A 14912-nucleotide genomic window follows, 5' to 3' on the forward strand; every position below is an offset into this window, starting at 1 on the left:
CTAGCGAGTCTGGTTGCCATTTAAGAACAGTGCAACACATTCGCGAGTGTAGCTCTGCCTTTCATCATCGGACTCACCACTGTCGTGGCCGAAGAATGACCAATACGCGGACTTTCCATGAAACATCAGCAATAATTGACGCGCTGCAATAATGGGTGAACTTGAAGTCGACAGGGTTAGGTCACCCGAGTCTATTTTCGCCTGCAGATAATCGGCAAGTAATTTGGTGGTCTTTTGAGGCCCAGTCTCTAAATAGATTGACGCGATCTCTGGGTGGGTGCTGGATTGGCTGACTGCATTCTGAAAGGTTTGTCGTGACTGCTCGTCTAATAGCAAATCTTGAAACTTCACACCAAACTTCACTAATTCATCTTCTAACGTGGCATTCATATCAAAAGCGTCGGGGCTCAGTTCTCGCTCGGCACATTTGGTCTGCATGCATGTTTCGAAAAGCTCATCTTTGTTTTTGAAATGAGAGTAGACAGTCTGCTTCGATACATTAGCGGCTTTGGCAATCTGATCCATATTGATCTTGTAGCCATGTTCAGAAAAAAGCTCACTTGCTGCAGTTAAAATTTGCGATCTCTTCTGTTCACTTTTAATGATTTTAGTCACGTCTGGAAGTCTCGTTGTTTCGATATTAGTCAGTTTTTCGCGTGCAGAATGCAGCGTCATTCGTCACAGGTTAAGCATTATGCTTTTTGTGACGCTTTTATCAATCAATAACGATGAAACCTATTTTTAACACAACCAAACTAGACAGTCTAGTTTGGTTTGGTTAGTCTAAAAATAGGACGATTACATACTGCACAGGAACAGTATTATGTATAAATTGATGAAGAGCAGCGCAGTCGCTGTCGCGCTATCTACTCTTCTTGTAGGGTGCGGTGAAACAACCCAAGCACAACCAGCCGCTGAGCCAACCATCCTTACGGTTGAAACACTGGCTTTAACTCAATCGAATTCTTACGCGGTGCAACGTGAATATGTCGGTGTGGTAAGAGCGGGTCAGCAAGCCAACTTGGGCTTTGAACTTGCGGGTAAGGTTGAAGAGATCTTAGTCGATGTCGGTGACAGAGTCACAAAAGGCCAACCTTTGATTCGTTTAGACACCCAACTATTAGAAACTGAGCTTAGTCAACTCAAGGCGCAGTCTGAGGAAGTAAAAGCTCAGTTGAACTTGGTGGCTGCAAACCTAAAGCGTCAGCGTTCATTGAAAGCAAAAGGCTTTAGTGCGGAAGCGGAAATTGATTCGCTAACCAGTGAACAACGTGTGCTTCAAGCTAATCTTTTACGTATTGACGCTTCATTGAAAGCCAACGATCTGCGACTGATTAAGTCGACCATTCTTGCGCCTTACGCTGGAACCATTGCCACCCGTTTTGTTTCTTTGGGTGATGTGGTAAATGTTGGCAACCCGACACTGACACTACTTGCATCTGAGGGCAAAGAGGCGTTCATTGGTATTCCTGCGCACCAAATGCAAAAGGTCACCTCTTTGTCACAGCCTCACATACGTGTTGGTGGTGAGTCGTACGATGTAAGCCTGCTCAATCCCGGAGCGATGGTCGATACTCAATCTCGAAGTGTTGGTTTACGCTACCTTTTCCCTGAGCAAGCCTCTGTGCTTGAAGGGCAATTAGCCTATCTCCAATTTGAAGAGAGCATTGACGACCAAGGTTTTTGGATTCCACTAACGGGTTTGATTGACGGTTTGCGTGGGGTCTGGAACGTGTTTGTTATTGGTGAAGATAACCAAGTTGAGCGACGTAGTGTTCAAGTCTTGTTTGCCAATAATCAACAAGCGTACGTAACCGGTGCAATTAGCGAAGGTGAACAGGTCATCGCCAGTGGTTTGCATCGTTTGGTTCCGGGACAAACTGTGAGCCCTCTTCAACTGGCGTCTAAGTAGGTTGCCCATGAAGATCATTGAGACGATTTCTAATACGCGACTGCTTATCTTAATGACGGCGTTGTTGATGGTGAGCGGTATCTCCGCTTTCATGACATTGCCGCGTGCAGAAGATCCGGTCATCATCAACCGTTACGCTAACATCACCACTAGCTTTCCAGGGGCAAGTGCAGAGAGAGTCGAAACCTTAGTGACCGAGGTCATCGAGAACAAACTGCGTGAGCTTAGTGAAGTTAAGCTAGTCAGCTCAACCTCTCGCCCGAATGTGTCGATTGTGACACTTGAGCTAGACGATACCATTACAGAGCCTGAGCCAGTTTGGTCACAAGCTCGAGACAAGCTGTCTGATGTTGAACCGCTTCTTCCAGCTGGTGCACAGTCACCGGATTTGGATAGTGACCATACCTATGCGTTTACCACTATTACTGCATTAACTTGGACAGGGGCAGGAGAGCCAGACCGCTTAACTCTTGGGCGTTACGCTAAAGAGCTTGCCAAGCGTCTTAGAACCTTGTCGGGCACTGAGTTCGTTGATGAATATGGTATGCCACAAGAAGAGATTCAGATTAACTTGCGCACTGCAGACGCTGCAGCGTTAGGTCGCTCAAGTGCCAATATTGCTGAATCACTGGAAGGGGCTGACGCTAAGAACTCGGCCGGTGAATTGGTGAGTTCCTATTCTCGCTTTGGGTTGGAAATTGAATCTGAGTTGGATTCTATTGAGCGTATCAAGCAAGTGCCGATTGCGACCGATGCCAATGGCCATATCGTTCGCCTTGAAGATATTGCCTCGGTATCACGAGGTGAAAAAACGCCGCAAGATCGGATCGCCATTATCGACGGTGAACCAGGTGTGATTGTTGCCGCGCGAATGCACCCTGATCTGAGGGTCGATAACTGGACATCCCGTGCCAATGCAGTGATTGAAAAGTTTGAGCAAGAGCTGCCGAGCAATGTTCACGTTAACGTGCTCTTTAATCAGCAAGGTTATACAGAGACACGTCTAAACGATTTGGGCGAAAGCTTGTTGATCGGTTTTGTTCTCATCTTGATTGTTCTGTTTGTCACCCTTGGTGTTCGTGCTGCAATCTTGGTCGCTATCTCGCTGCCTTTAACGTCTTTGCTCACTCTCTCGATCATGAAAATGACGGGTGTGCCTATTAACCAAATGTCGGTAACTGGCTTAATTGTAGCGCTGGGGATCATGGTGGATAACGCGGTGGTGATGGTGGATACCATTCAAGCGTATCGACTCAAAGGTCAACATCGAGCTGAAGCGACCATGAACGCCCTGAAGCACCTGTGGGTGCCACTACTAGGCTCAACACTCACCACAGTGCTGGCGTTTGCACCAATCATCTTGATGCCGGGTGCGTCCGGTGAATTTGTGGGTGGTATTGCAATTACGGTGTCGTTCTCATTGATTGGCTCGTATGTTATCTCTCATACATTGATTGCCGGTTTGGCGACTCGATTGCTGCCGAAACAATTGAGTGACGTTGATAAGCAAGGACAACATCACTGGTATATGACGGGGCTTCGTATTCCTGCATTAACTCGCTGGTTCTCTGCATCCGTCCGGTTTGGTATTACGCACCCCATCATCACTATTGTGTTGGTCTTACTGGTGCCGTTTACCGGTTACTGGAGCATGTCGCAACTGACTGAGCAGTTTTTCCCACCTTCGGATCGCGATATGTTCGAGATTCAGGTGTACATGCCGCCACAAGCGAGTGTCTATGCGACCAAGCAAACCTCTGAGCGAATCGATGAAATCATCCATCGTTACTCTGAGGTAGAGCGGATCGATTGGCTTGTTGGTGCGAATTTCCCATCGTTTTACTACAACCTTCAAGCAAGGCAAAATAACGCACCTTACTTCTCGCAAGCGATGGTGAAAACCGGAGACTTCGTACAGGCAAACGCTTTGATACCTGAGCTGCAAAAGGTCTTGGACAAAGAGGTGCCTGAAGCTCAAATTCTGGTGCGAAAACTGAACCAAGGTCCTCCATTTACGGCTCCTGTTGAGCTGCGTGTCTATGGAGAAAACCTCGATACGTTAAAAGCAATTGGTGAGGATATTCGCCTAATCTTGGCGGGCATTCCGCACGTGACGCATACTCGTGAAACACTGCAGCCGGGCACGCCTAAAGTTTGGCTTAAGGTCGATGAAGACACCGCTAAGCTTAATGGCATTTCATTGAATCAGTTCGCAGGGCTTCTTCAAACCACACTTACTGGTCGTGAAAGCGGTTCGGTGATTGAAGGCAGTGAATCGGTCCCAATCCGTGTTCGTGTCGCTGATGATGCGCGTGAAGATTTGACGCACCTGAGCAATATCCGTTTGCCGATTAATTCGGAAATCTACTCAACAGGTATCAATGTCTCGACTTTGGCTGAGCTAGAGCTTACCACCAGCCGTGGCGCGATTACTCGTCGTAACGGCCAGAGAGTGAATACGATTGAAGGCTACATTGAAGCGGGTGTATTGCCGCAGACTGTGCTTAACGAATTTCAAAAGCGTTTAGAGAGTTATGACATTCCATCGGGATACACCATTGATTTCGGTGGCGAATCTGCGGAGCGTGACCACTCAGTGAATAGTTTGATCTCTAATGTCGCCGTGGTTGTGGTCTTGATGGTGTTGGTGGTCGTGATGTCGTTCAACTCGTTTAGGCTGAGTACCATTATCTTTATGGTCGCTGCGCTTGCTGGTGGACTTGGATTGCTCTCGGTTTGGATATTTGGGTATCCGTTTGGCTTTACCGTAATCATCGCGATGTTGGGGATTGCCGGCCTCGCCATTAACGCTGCGATAGTGATTCTGACCGAATTGAAATTAGATCAAGAGGCGTCTTCCGGCAGTGTAGACGCAGTAGTGAATGCAGTAATGTCATGTACTCGCCATATTAGCTCAACCACCATTACAACGGTGGGAGGCTTCATGCCACTGATCATCGCTGGCGGTGGTTTCTGGCCTCCGTTTGCTGTCGCAATTGTTGGCGGTACGGTACTAACCACCCTGATCTCTTTCTACTTTGTACCAGTGGTGTTCCACTTAATGACACGTAAAAAGGGGTTACACACCTCAGCAGCGTTAGCGCATTAAATTCTCTAAATAGTTTAGAAAACATGCGTAACAAGAAAGGTGAGGCCCAAGAGCCTCACCTTTTTAATCAAATCTAGCGCTAAATCTAACTCTTTAGATGTTTTTTTACCAAGCGCCTTTTACCACGCACCTAGGTACGACTTGTACGATTGTAGGCGAACGGTTGCTGCGCCGATGACATCAATGAAGCCCCAGAATGGATGCGGTTTTTCAGCAGAGATCCATGCTGCGCCAGTTGCACCGATTGGAATGTTATAGCCTTCCGGTTCGATGATTTCTAGAACCACAGTACGACCTAATCCGTTGCCGTTGCGAACAACGTGCTGACCAACACTTTGCGGGCCTTGGAATGGTGAAATACTTGCTTCACCTGTGCCAGCGTTAAAGCTGTGTACCTTAGCGCGGAAGACGTGACCTGGGTATGCGTCGACGTAGAACTCTGCAAAATCACCCTCTTGAACGTAACCATAGGTTTGGTCAGAAACACGCATCTCTAAGAACTTCTTGCTGGTATTGTAAAGGTGCATGTTACCCATGACTGAGCCTTCAGCAATGTTGACGATAGAGACTTGGCCGTCAAATTCTGCGGTAATGGTCTTCTTCTCTTGAGCCCAGTTCACTTTCTGCAAGTCAGCTTTTAGTGACGCAAGCTCAGAGTTCATCACACGTAGGTCTGAATTGTATTTCTCAACATCACGAGCGTTGAAGATCTCTGGTGATGTGTCGGCGCGGTCAATATCGCGCGTCATTTGTTTAATTTGCTCTTCTTTCTGCACAATTGAAGACTCAATTTTGGCTTTGTCTGCTGCCGAATTGATATCTACAAGGGTGTAAAGCACATCGCCTTTTTTCACATGTTGGTTGTGATCAACCATGATCTTGTCGATCTGCTGGCCAAATACTGGAGACATGACCGCGTGAGGTGCTTTTACTGTGGTTGAGTTAGTGAGATCAACCGGTGCCCAAAGGCGCGAAATAACCGCCAGTACTGCAAGAATCAACACACCACCAATCGCTGCCCATGTGTAGTTCTTAATGGTTTTCTTTAGTGCACCTGTGGCAAATAGCGACCATACAATCAGGATGTATGGAATCATCATCTCTTTCATTATGCTGCCTCTTTTTCTGTACGAGGGGAGTTTTCACTGTTGGTTTGGCTTGGTGGTGTCGTAGGCGTGATTGGCTGGATACCACGGCGAATCACGTCACTGAGTGATTGACCAATGTGTTTCCAATTCGCCAGCGCAATAACCAGTGCGATAACCCAGAAAGTTTTGCTGATAAATAGGCCACAGAGTGAGAGAGCGAATACGATCTGTACATGGGCACTTTTGTGCTCTTTTGCCTTATGAACGCCGAGTTCGTGCAATTGCCATAAACCGTAAATAGCCGCTAATGTGACAGCCAAGGTGACGGCAAATAGGTAGCCAGAGAAGTATTCTGATTGGAAGAAGTTCATCATCATCTCATTTGGATGGTTGTTGAACTGAGTGAGGTCGATGTCTTTTGAGTGAATCTTGCCTAATGGAGCGAGAGCCCATGCACCCGCCACCATGACGACCATAAATAGACAGAATTTCACTAGCACCATGACGATGGCGAAGATCTTCTGCAATACAATTTTTAGGAATTTCATATCTCTACCTATTAATCTAACAAGTGAGAATCAGGCCTAGAGTGTCATGTGGCACTTTACAAATTGATGGTTATTACACAGCTAATAAAGCTGAATAGGTGACCAAAAGGCGTTGTCGAAAGTGGCATTGTTGAATCTAAGCAACGAATTCTCAGTACATTGGGGAGTTATCCCCGAACAAACAAGCCGTGCTAAATCGCCACGCTTAGAAATAGAAAACAATGTACATAACGTTAATGTGGCGATTCCGTGCCTTGATGCATTTATTTGTATTTTGTTTCGTGGTCGGATTAATTTGTTAGAAGGATAATAAGAAGACTATTTGAGCGGATCTACGAAGAATTACGATTTAGTAATATCGTAATTACGATGGGTCTATAGGGGCTCTAATAGTGGAGTTGAATTAATTTGAAAGCGATCAACTCGGCTTACCGATCTTTTTACAATAGGTTATTTGAGATCAAAGAAGCGGAGAATTTGGGAGCCCATTGAGCCCTGTTTATTCCTCGTATTTATAAACATTATTACAATCAAGAAAGCCAATTGCCACAATGTGAATGACAACTAAGATAGGGATAAAGCTTGCCGAAAGTTGAGCTTAATCAACCGTGTTCATTAGCCGACTTGAGGATATGTTGTGCACTCATCAGTGCTATCATTGTGATTGTAATATCGTAAATACGATACTATGGTGGGCGTAGTATGATACTAAGGGTGAGCTATGAGTAACGACATTCCAAATTTCAATCTGTTAGCTGTGTTTTCAGCGGTGATGGAACAGGGCAGTTTGAGCAAGGCAGCGAGTCAGCTTAGTACCAATCAATCAACCATCAGCACATCGTTGAGCCGCCTTAAAAAAGAGGTAGGTCAAGAACTGTTTGTTCGCAAAGGGCGTGGTGTCGTGCCTACGTCTTATTCGTTAATGCTCTATCAACAAATTAAGGCGCCGATCGAGCAGTTGAACAGCGTATTCAGTTCCATGTCTGAGTTCGAGCCACTCAGTTCACATCGTAAATTTCTTCTTTCTAGTCCAGAACATATACAGTGGATACTCCTTGATCATTTTGCTGCGCAACCGAATAAAAACCTGAGATTGGATGTGTTTGATCAAGACGATAGTGATGAGCGAGTTTATGAGGACCTGTTGACCAATAAATACGATGCGATGATCGATATTTTGGTTCCGGAGCACCCCAGTATAGAGAGTGCACTCATCATGGAGAGTGACTTTGTGATTGTCTGTCGTGAGGAGCATCCAAGGATTCAAGGCAGTTTGTCACTAGAGCAGTTTATGCAAGAGAAGCATGCGGTCTTAGAGCGAAAGCGTCGTAAAGTGAGGAGTTTGAATCATTATACCTCTTTGGACTTGTCCAAAAGAGAGATCGTTTTTCGAGCTCGATCCTTATTCAGTATTATTTTATTGGTCAGCCAGTCAGATTGTATTGCCGCTTTACCTACCTCTATGGCGCTACAATTCCAAGAACAGTTGAAGTTACAAGTTCATGAGCCTCCATTTGATTTTGATCCTATTGCCCATCATCTCATCTGGTTGAAACGCAACAACGCTGACCCTGCACATCGTTGGTTTAGGGAACAGGTGCTTAGTACGTCTCAAAAAATGTCTGACGTACATAAAGATAAGATCCTGCATTTCTAGTAAAGCTGTCTATTATTGGTAGCCATCTATTTATTATTGAGCCCACCGCCAACGGTGCGATGGGCTTCACTCTACGCCCTTCCGCTCATTATTCACACGCACCGATTTGATAACAAAAAATTATTAGATTGAGAACTAATGATAATTTCACGTCTGTGTGCTAACTGGATAAGATTCACCTCAACAAATGGCCAATGCAAGAGCAGTGGACCACACAGTATTTTTAACCGCCGAGCGGTACCCAATAAGGTGAAATTATGAAGTTCCTACACACTATGATTCGCGTCGCTGACTTAGAAAAATCGATTGAGTTCTACACTAAGGTGTTGGGCATGAAAGAGTTAGAGCGTCACGAAAATAAGGAATATCGATACACACTTGTGTTTGTTGGTTATGAGCAAGGTGGTACGACAATCGAACTGACTTACAACTGGGATACCAACGAATACGAAATGGGTAACGCTTTTGGTCACTTAGCACTAGGTGTAGAGGACATCTACTCGGCATGTGCTGACATTAAAGCGCTGGGTGGCAATGTTTCTCGTGAGCCGGGCCCTGTTCTCGGTGGCACAACGCATATCGCGTTTGTAAAAGATCCTGATGGCTACGCTATCGAACTGATTCAGCTAGAAAAATAATAAGGGCAGAAAAATGAAAGACGCACTATTTCAACCAATTCAATTAGGTTCATTGACTCTAGCAAACCGTATTGTGATGCCTCCAATGACACGCTCTCGTGCTACACAACCGGGCAATATCGCAAATGAGATGATGGCTGAATATTACGCTCAGCGTGCTTCTGCTGGCCTTATTATCGCTGAAGGTACTCAGATCTCGCCAATGGGCCAAGGCTACGCATGGACTCCGGGTATTTATACTCAAGAGCAAATCGCTGGCTGGAAAAAAGTAACAGATGCTGTACATCAGAAGAACGGTAAAATCTTCGCACAACTATGGCACGTCGGTCGTGTGACGCACCCAGATAACATTGGTGGCGAACAGCCAATTTCGTCATCTGCATTGAAAGCAGAAAATGTAAAAGTATTCATCGATAACGGTTCTGACGAACCGGGCTTTGTTGAGGTGGTTGAGCCACGTGAAATGACCAAAGATGACATCAAAATGGTTATCGAACAGTACCGCCAAGCGGCACTCAACGCGATTGAAGCAGGCTTTGATGGCATCGAACTTCACGCTGCAAACGGCTACCTAGTCAACCAGTTCATCGATTCTGAAGCGAATAACCGCACCGATGAATACGGTGGTTCAATTGAAAATCGTCTGCGCTTTTTAGGCGAAGTGGTTGAAGCTATGGTTGATGCCATTGGCGCTGATCGTGTTGGTGTTCGCCTTGCACCATTCACATCATTGAATGGTACGGTTGATGCAACACCAGTAGAGACTTACACAGCGGCGGCAGCGCTACTTAACCTCTACAAGATTGTTTACTTGCATATCGCTGAAGTTGATTGGGATGATGCACCAGAAACACCGAAAGCATTTAAAAAAGCAGTTCGTGAAGCGTACCAAGGTGTGTTGATTTGGGCTGGTCGTTACGACAGCGATCGTGGTGAAGAAGCTGTGGCAGAAGGTACAGCGGACATGATCGGTTTTGGTCGTCCATTTGTGGCGAACCCAGATTTACCAGCGCGTATCCAAAACGGTTACCCATTGGCTGCACACGATCCAAATACACTGTTTGGCGGTGCTGAAAAAGGTCTAACCGATTACCCAGAATATACTGCCTAAGTCATAAAGACGGTTTATACTGTTGTACTTTGTAAATTAGCAACCTTGCTTACGCGGGGTTGCTTTTTTTGTTCATGCTCAGGTGATTATCAGGTTGAGTAAGCTCTAGGGTTAGGATTCATGAAGCTAAAAGCACTCGGTGGTGAAGTTTATCTATTAGGCGCAACGTTATTGGCCGCTGTCGGGTGGATTGCGTCAAAGTTGGTGGTATTGGAGATGCCGGGGCCTCTGTTCATCGGGGTGCGCTTTTTTATCGCGAGCTTGATTCTTCTTCCATTCTGTTTCCGTCTGATTCGTCAATTGAGCTGGTCGCAGTTATTTGGAATTGCAGGTGTCGGTCTGATTTTATCTGGCTCACTTCAGGTATGGGTATATGCAGTTTCGATTACGGATAGCTTGTCTGAAGGGGCGTTTATTACCAGCCTAGCAATGATCATTGCGCCGTTTGTCTCGTGGCTGATTTTCCGCGTGAAACCAAATCGCGCGTTCTGGTTGTCGTTTCCTATCTCGATCATCGGTATGTTATTGCTGACGTTAACCAATGGTTGGGTGTTTGAAGAGAGTCAGGTCTACTTTCTACTCGCTTCCATTATGTTGTCACTGCATTTTGTTATGAACAAACGTGTGACCAACAATGTGAAGCCGATTGCTTCTATCTGTATCCAACTCTTTATGGTTGGTATTAGCGGGATGATCTTTGCCGGAGCTACTGGCCAACCAGATTTTGAGATTACGAGTTCGTTGATACTCTGGTTTACAGTTTCAGCGGTGGTTGCGACAGCGATTCGTTACTTATTGCAAACGGTAGGGCAGCACTCCGTGAATATGGAAGTGGGAGCTCTAATTATGATTCTGGAGCCTGTTTGGACGTTGATCTTAAGTGTGACAATGCTTGGTGAGACAGTTGAGCTGCAAAAGCTTATTGGCGGAGCGGTGATTATTGGGGCACTGTTTTGTTATATTCGTTTGTCGAGAAAAGGCTAGATACTTATCAATGGATGAGTATCTAGCTTTAGACTCATTGCTTACATTGAGCGAACCATCTTCTGAAGCAATCGGATCATCTCTTGTTGTTCGTCTTCTTCCAGCAAATCTAAGTATTTATTATTGATACTTATTGGGATTGGAATCAGCTTTTCCTCAAGGGCTTTCCCTTTCTCTGTCAGGTAAATTCGAAACGAGCGACGACTGTCTGGGTCGACTCTTCGTTCAACGAGTTGTAATTTTTCCAGCTTGTCCAAAGTTCGAGTAGTGGTCGAGTTTTCTACTTTCGACTTTGCGGCAATATCTCTTTGTGTGATCCCTTCTTCTTCCCACAAGCACATAAGAGTTGGCCATAGAGCGATGGTTAAGCCGTGTTTTTTTAACTCTTTATCAAAGTCTTTGCCGGCATTAAGGGCTAGAACATTGATCATCCAACCAAAACTTTTTTGTCTATCAAACGTCTCAGACATTATCGAATACCTATCTAGAATAGTGATACTACAACTATTGTCATCGTAACTAATACCGCTGCAATTAGCACGATAAAAGCTTTTATATTCGAGGCAAAGTGCAGAACATCGTCAGGGTTGGTTTGCACATCACCTGAATTCATCGCTTTTCGTCCGCTGATCATCGCCCAAACTAATGGCTTTGAGCGCAATTTGTAGATAACGATAGCAAGTAGGTGAAGAACCACAAACGCCACTAAAGCCCTTGCTGCAATTACATGAATCGTCACCATGATGTCGAACAGGTCATCCGTTAATATTTGTCCAAGCAGGTTATCTAGTAAACCCGCAATGACAATGCCGCTTAAACACTGAATCGTTAAGGCGCCGATCATCGCGAACACCATCCACGCTCCAATAGGGTTATGACCATGTCGGTTAGGTCCTTTACCCGAAAGGTATCGAAGGATCGTTTTTGGCGAAGAGATAAATTGAGCAAAACGACTGGTGTCACTTCCTATAACGCCCCAAACAATACGCCAAAGCAACAGTGCGAATAAAGCTAGGCCTAGATAGATATGTGGCCCTTGTCCATTGAAGCCAGATGCAGCGAGTCCAACAAATAGAGCCGCCTGTAGCCAATGATATAGGCGAGTAGGTAAGTCCCAAATCTTCATAATGTCATTCCAAAGTAACTAGGTATTAATTTAATTTACACAGCAATAGTTGCAATTGCAACTATTGCTGTGTAAATTAAATGACGTTGAGTTGATGACCATTGATTGAAAGAGAGTGAATAATGAAAAAACTGACCAATATCCCTTTGAATTTCTTTACACCTGTTTATGTTTCTCAGTTTTTGAATACTGACAAACCTGTACCTAGCGCGAACAAAATGTATTCTCGTGTGAGACTTTGTTTGCGTGAGGTATCTTTATCAGCCCTGCTTTTAGCCGTGTTCGCAATCGGGGCTCCTTTGACGGCAAAGGCTTCGTTGGAAGTCGGTGATCCGATTGAAGCTCGCCAACAAGCGTTTCAATCCTTAGAAGAAACGAGCGATGAGGTCAGTTCAATGTTGAGAAAGAGCAATCCAGACTGGGCACAACTGAAAGAAGCCAGTCGAGCTTTGGTTACACAAAGTGAGATACTGATGGTGAGTTTTGATAAGGGAAGCGAAGGCGGTAAAGCCAAGAAAGATATCTGGAGCAAGCCAGAAAAATTTGAACGTTTGCTGCTTGAGATGAACGAAGGTTACCAAGAGCTGCTACAGGCGAGTTTAGAACAGAACATCTCTGGTGCGGAAAGTGGGTTAGATAAAGCCAATGGAACTTGCCGAGCATGCCATCGAAGCTATCGCTCTCGTTGGTAAATCATCAACGCCCAAGAGTGTTCACTGTTGGGCGCTTTGGTGTTTGAATCGAGTAAAGGTTTGGAATCTATATGTTCTCACCTAAGCTGAAGTAAGCCAAAACCTCATTTTCATTGTTGTATGTGAAATCCATTCGAACATTGATTCGCTCTTGGCGCATTAGGCGGTAGCGTAAACCAAGGCCGACCATAGAGAGTAAATCACTGTCATTGAAGCTGTGAAATGGATCGGTTGGGTTTAAGCGTTCGCCAAACACCTTACCGACACCTGCTAGCCCAACAACCGCGACATTGTTGAGAAAGTTAATACTGGAACCATTGATAGAGTATCGATACTCCAGTTCAAGGTTGGTCATGTGTGAGGCTATGTGGTCGCCAGCGACAAACCCACGTTGCACATCTCTGCCTTGGCGGCCGTAGGTGCTGTATGCGCTGCTAGGTGCTTGCTCGGCATCTAATAGATAACGCGCAACCCATCGACTGGCAATAATATGGTTATCGTTATGGGTGAGGCTATGGAAATAACGATAATCTGAAAATATCGACGAGTAGGTCTCTTCGTCATCATTACCTAACCAAGCTCCGTGGTTTTGGAAAGTTAACTCAAACAGAAAGCCGTGGTAAGGGTAGTAGTAGTGTTCGCGCTCATCCCATAAGAATGACACTTTCGCGCCAACGTCTGGCTCGTACTCGTCACTAAACCCAGTCAGTTTTAATAGCAATTTATCTTTTGGGGTATCTGCTAAATAACGTGCGCTAGAGTAGTCAAGACCTAAACCAAAGTAGATGTTATCAAACACTTTAAAGTAAAAATCACCGTCAAATGAGTACTCTTGGTGGTTGGTATCCACAAGGTCGACCAAGGTGATATTGGTACTCGAATAGCCCATTTCTCCTGAGAAACGTATCGAATCACCACTTAGCAACAGATCAGCATTGCCCTTGATGTAGTAGCTGTCATTTAAGGTGTAGGTCAACGTTGCAGAGAGGGTGGATGCGTTTTTTGACTCGCCCTCGGCATAGAAATTATAGATAGGTACGATAGAGATACCGGTATCGACACTGGGATCGTAAAAGGGGATGGCAATAACGCGAAACTGGTCGTCGACAATTGGCTCGTTCGACTCTCGGGTATCCACTTCGAAAGCAAAACTACTGATGCAAGCAGTTGAAGAGAAAAGGGTCGTTGCCCAAAGAGAAGTTCGAGTCATTATTTGTATTACGTCCAGTGTAAAAGAGTTCGTGATTTATCTGTGGCTAATAATATCACGTACGGTCTACCTAATAATAGCTGTTAATGACAAGTTAAATGAGTGAGTTTGTATAGAATCAGGTTGATAATGCATCTCATTGAGTATCGGTAAGGTGATTGAAAAGAACTCAAGAGATTGAATAGTAGTGAAGAGGTTGATTAGCAGTCAATAGGTTGAATGAGCGGCACATAGAGATAATCTACGCACCGCTTAGGGCGAGGTTAGCCTAACTTGAATCGTTTGGAGCTGTATCTAGGTTGACTACTTTTTAATTGTAACCTTTGAGATAACAATGTCTTCGCACGGTACATCTTCATGGCCCCAACGTGTGGTGGTTGGTGCAACACCAATCTTTTCAACCACGTCCATACCAGCCGTTACTTTACCGAATACAGCATAGCCCCAACCAGCATTGGTGGTCGCAGTATGATCTAGGAAGTCGTTGTCATCGAGATTGATAAAGAACTGAGCCGTTGCCGAGTGAGGTGCATCAGTTCGCGCCATAGCGATAGAGCCGATAACGTTTTTTAAACCGCGATTTGCTTCGTTGACGATGGGTGCACGTGTTGGTTTTTCTGTCATATCAATCGTGTGACCACCACCTTGGATCATAAAGCCCTCGATCACTCGGTGAAAAGTTGTACCTTCATAAAAGCCGTCTTCGCAGTACTTTAAAAAGTTCTTTGAAGTAACAGGTGCTTTATCAAAGTTCAGTTCTATCTCGATGTCACCAAAGTTTGTCGTCAAAATGATCATAGATTTACTCGTTGTATTCGTGTTGCTAGATAAATGATG

14 protein-coding genes are annotated in these 14912 nt (G+C 45.1%); 7 read left to right on the plus strand and 7 right to left on the minus strand.

The annotated features are described in order from the left end of the window. Positions 1 to 615, minus strand: coding sequence for a TetR/AcrR family transcriptional regulator (locus L1D60_RS07560; protein WP_239840538.1), 615 nt, complete (start codon positions 613 to 615; stop codon positions 1 to 3). Between the two features lie 208 nt (positions 616 to 823). Here L1D60_RS07560 and L1D60_RS07565 point away from each other — a divergent pair, with 208 nt between their 5' ends. Beyond that, the gene (locus tag L1D60_RS07565) at positions 824 to 1912 is read left to right on the plus strand and encodes an efflux RND transporter periplasmic adaptor subunit (protein WP_239840539.1); all 1089 of its coding nucleotides are present in this window, start codon (positions 824 to 826) and stop codon (positions 1910 to 1912) included. A 7-nt stretch (positions 1913 to 1919) separates the two neighbouring features. Continuing rightward, a complete protein-coding gene (locus L1D60_RS07570) occupies positions 1920 to 5021 on the plus strand; it encodes an efflux RND transporter permease subunit (RefSeq protein WP_239840540.1) in 3102 nt (1033 codons plus the stop codon). Positions 5022 to 5140: 119 nt separating this feature from the next. On the opposite strand, the gene L1D60_RS07575 is transcribed toward L1D60_RS07570, so the two are convergent. Together L1D60_RS07575 and L1D60_RS07580 are read right to left on the minus strand one after the other, a co-directional pair. Then, entirely contained in the window at positions 5141 to 6130 is a 990-nt protein-coding gene (locus tag L1D60_RS07575) for an efflux RND transporter periplasmic adaptor subunit (RefSeq protein WP_239840541.1), read from the minus strand. Next, positions 6130 to 6657: a magnesium transporter gene (locus L1D60_RS07580; RefSeq protein WP_315974631.1), complete on the minus strand. Its 528-nt coding sequence runs from the start codon at positions 6655 to 6657 to the stop codon at positions 6130 to 6132. Before L1D60_RS07580 ends, L1D60_RS07575 begins: the two co-directional genes overlap by 1 nt. Positions 6658 to 7378: 721 nt before the next feature. On the opposite strand from L1D60_RS07580, the gene L1D60_RS07585 reads away from it, so the two are divergent. From L1D60_RS07585 to L1D60_RS07600, 4 genes are all read left to right on the plus strand, one after another. Then, positions 7379 to 8314: a LysR family transcriptional regulator gene (locus L1D60_RS07585; RefSeq protein ID WP_239840542.1), complete on the plus strand. Its 936-nt coding sequence runs from the start codon at positions 7379 to 7381 to the stop codon at positions 8312 to 8314. Positions 8315 to 8571: 257 nt separating this feature from the next. Continuing rightward, on the plus strand, positions 8572 to 8952 hold the full coding sequence (gene gloA, locus L1D60_RS07590; protein WP_239840543.1) for a lactoylglutathione lyase: 381 nt from the start codon (positions 8572 to 8574) through the stop codon (positions 8950 to 8952). A gap of 13 nt (positions 8953 to 8965) precedes the next feature. Then, a complete protein-coding gene (locus tag L1D60_RS07595; RefSeq protein WP_239840544.1) occupies positions 8966 to 10063 on the plus strand; it encodes an alkene reductase in 1098 nt (365 codons plus the stop codon). 120 nt (positions 10064 to 10183) lie between these two features. Beyond that, positions 10184 to 11047 carry a DMT family transporter gene (locus L1D60_RS07600; RefSeq protein ID WP_239840545.1) on the plus strand — a complete coding sequence of 288 codons (864 nt, stop codon included), beginning with the start codon at positions 10184 to 10186 and terminating at the stop codon, positions 11045 to 11047. A 41-nt stretch (positions 11048 to 11088) separates the two neighbouring features. On the opposite strand, the gene L1D60_RS07605 is transcribed toward L1D60_RS07600, so the two are convergent. Beyond that, positions 11089 to 11517 carry a MarR family transcriptional regulator gene (locus L1D60_RS07605; protein ID WP_239840546.1) on the minus strand — a complete coding sequence of 143 codons (429 nt, stop codon included), beginning with the start codon at positions 11515 to 11517 and terminating at the stop codon, positions 11089 to 11091. A 14-nt stretch (positions 11518 to 11531) separates the two neighbouring features. Continuing rightward, positions 11532 to 12173 carry a cytochrome b/b6 domain-containing protein gene (locus L1D60_RS07610; RefSeq protein WP_239840547.1) on the minus strand — a complete coding sequence of 214 codons (642 nt, stop codon included), beginning with the start codon at positions 12171 to 12173 and terminating at the stop codon, positions 11532 to 11534. 122 nt (positions 12174 to 12295) lie between these two features. Here L1D60_RS07610 and L1D60_RS07615 point away from each other — a divergent pair, with 122 nt between their 5' ends. Beyond that, positions 12296 to 12865 carry a cytochrome c gene (locus L1D60_RS07615; RefSeq protein ID WP_239840548.1) on the plus strand — a complete coding sequence of 190 codons (570 nt, stop codon included), beginning with the start codon at positions 12296 to 12298 and terminating at the stop codon, positions 12863 to 12865. Between the two features lie 67 nt (positions 12866 to 12932). Here L1D60_RS07615 and L1D60_RS07620 read toward each other — a convergent pair whose 3' ends face one another. Both L1D60_RS07620 and L1D60_RS07625 read right to left on the minus strand, forming a co-directional pair. Beyond that, positions 12933 to 14075, minus strand: coding sequence for a BamA/TamA family outer membrane protein (locus L1D60_RS07620; protein ID WP_239840549.1), 1143 nt, complete (start codon positions 14073 to 14075; stop codon positions 12933 to 12935). A 303-nt stretch (positions 14076 to 14378) separates the two neighbouring features. Further along, positions 14379 to 14873, minus strand: coding sequence for a peptidylprolyl isomerase (locus tag L1D60_RS07625; protein ID WP_239840550.1), 495 nt, complete (start codon positions 14871 to 14873; stop codon positions 14379 to 14381). Between the last annotated feature and the right edge of the window lie 39 nt (positions 14874 to 14912).

This window comes from Vibrio sp. Isolate30, from assembly GCF_022397975.1.
GTDB classification, from domain to species: domain Bacteria; phylum Pseudomonadota; class Gammaproteobacteria; order Enterobacterales; family Vibrionaceae; genus Vibrio; species Vibrio fortis.